Annotated in this window: 1 protein-coding gene and 1 pseudogene; both read left to right on the forward strand. The window is 36.0% G+C overall.

All coding sequences use genetic code 11. From position 1 onward, the window contains the following. Nucleotides 1-121: 121 nt before the first annotated feature. Nucleotides 122-613 (forward strand): annotated as a pseudogene (locus tag ABYK33_RS15560) (RHS repeat-associated core domain-containing protein); the annotation flags it as partial. Beyond that, the gene (locus ABYK33_RS15565; RefSeq protein ID WP_373034236.1) at nucleotides 598-1,827 is read left to right on the forward strand and encodes a hypothetical protein; all 1,230 of its coding nucleotides are present in this window, start codon (nucleotides 598-600) and stop codon (nucleotides 1,825-1,827) included. The pseudogene ABYK33_RS15560 and the gene ABYK33_RS15565, both read left to right, overlap by 16 nt. Nucleotides 1,828-2,112 lie beyond the last annotated feature (285 nt).

Here is a 2,112-nt window from a genome sequence, read left to right on the forward strand (position 1 = left end):
CATGCAGGAGCATGAAAGCGAGACCAAAAAGAGCAGGGCGGTGAAGTTGTATAGTAAAAACTTTTGGTTGTGGCAGAAAGTTTTTATAAAACAGTAAAAAACTTGCTTTTATGACAGTTTCGGTAACATCATCAGTGACAGCAACCCAATGTTGAGGATACCGTTTGGATTTGCAGGCGGACTTTACGATCCCGATACCGGTCTGAGCAGATTCGGCTATCGCGATTATGACGCTTACACCGGAAAATGGACGGCTAAAGACCCGATAGGGTTTGATGGCGGGGATACGAATCTTTATGGGTATGTGCTGGGGGATCCGGTTAATTTTGTGGATCCGACGGGCCTAGATCCTTTGTTTCATGATGCAAACTCTAGTGTTGATGCTGCAATGTTTTTTTTGAATCCTGCTCCAATAAGAACAATTGGTGTGGCAATGGGTATCGGAAATATACCTAATAAAAGTAATGCGGGTGAAATTATTAAACGCAACTTGGAACTACACAATGATGCACAATGTAAACGCTGCCTAAAGAGTATGGGTTCTGATTATTGTATAAGTTTGAATCTTTGTCAAGCACCTAAGAAGGAGACTGAAATATGCCCAGACGAATAATAAAATATTTAATAATACCATTGATGACTATTATTTCCCCATCACTATACGCAAACAACGTTATATCAATTGACAGCATCTGTACCCAACCCATAACAATGAATTCAAAGATTGTTACTGTGTGCAATGACATTAATTTTAGTAACCGAGTTAACAATCATGCAATACATCTCAATGAGCTAGACCAAAATCTAGTTATTACCAATCACACAAAACTAGATATTAACAATAGTGACATTGGAAGATTAATAAAGGTCAACGAGAAGAATGCCTATCTTCTTGCTGAAACACACTCTGAGTGTATTCAAGTCTTAGATTTAAATATCGAGCAACAGCAAGCCCATTCATTACTGAAATATTGCGATAGTTCACCCTTGTCTTTACCTTATGAAGTATATAAACAAAGCATTATACTGAGTGACCAATCTCTATTTTTTCCTGTCCTTTTTAATGAGTCTAATCAAACAACAGTGAAAGTTATTCGTGTAAATAAACAAAAAAAATATCAAGTGTTAGATATACCAGAATACATAAATTATATACCTATCTCATTTGTAAAGTTTATTGATAAAAGCATTCTGCTTTTACGTTCTAAAGACGATCCAGAAAAATCAGTTCTTCTTTCATTTAGACAAGATGGAAAAGGCAATATGAAATATTCTCTGCTTTATGATACTTCTACCTTCCTTGTCCTGACCGTGTCCAATGCAAATGAAAAAATTCTGATTGTAGGCAATAATTTTGAAGAAGAGCATATGTATTTCTCTATATATGAGGTGGAAGTGACGGGTAATGTTAAGAAATTACTGGATAAAGAGCCATTACCATTTCGTCCAGCATTCGTAAAAATGGATGAGACTTCTATGGAGTTATATGGGGCTTTTGTAGATGCTACTCTGCAAGCTCTAGCTGTGGGTATTTTTCAAGTAGAATCATTATCTGCACCTGAACTAAAACTTAAATCATTGAAAAAAATCTCAACAGACAAGTATCCCTTACTCTTAATTACACCAAAAGATGTGACTTACATCATCATAGACAAACCAACATATCTGCTATCTCTAAACAGTACAAAACAACAAAAAAAGCAATTAAAATACTCTAATGTCAGTGGTATGTTATATCCAAGCCTTTTTCATCTCTTTGCTGAACAATATCTTTTTTACATTATTAAAGACAGCAAGCAATATAAAAGTGTTATCGAAAAACTTTAATGTGTAGGAAAACGGGGGTCAGGCAACCAATATTGGCTGCAATTGTAGATTATGCTACGACAACCTAATTGTTTTGCTCGTTTGTATAATCGAATCACCGCTCAAGAGAACAGTTATTAGCTCGTTCCCATCGTCCTCGATGGGAATGCATATGTTCGTACATTCAAGCTGAGATATACACTCCCATGCAGGAGCATGAAAGCGAGACCAAAAAGAGCAGGGCGGTGAAGTTGTATAGTAAAAACTTTTGGTTGTGGCAGAAAGTTTTTATAAAACAGTAAAAAA

The sequence above is a fragment of the Sulfurovum sp. genome (assembly GCF_041562805.1).
Taxonomy (GTDB): domain Bacteria; phylum Campylobacterota; class Campylobacteria; order Campylobacterales; family Sulfurovaceae; genus Sulfurovum.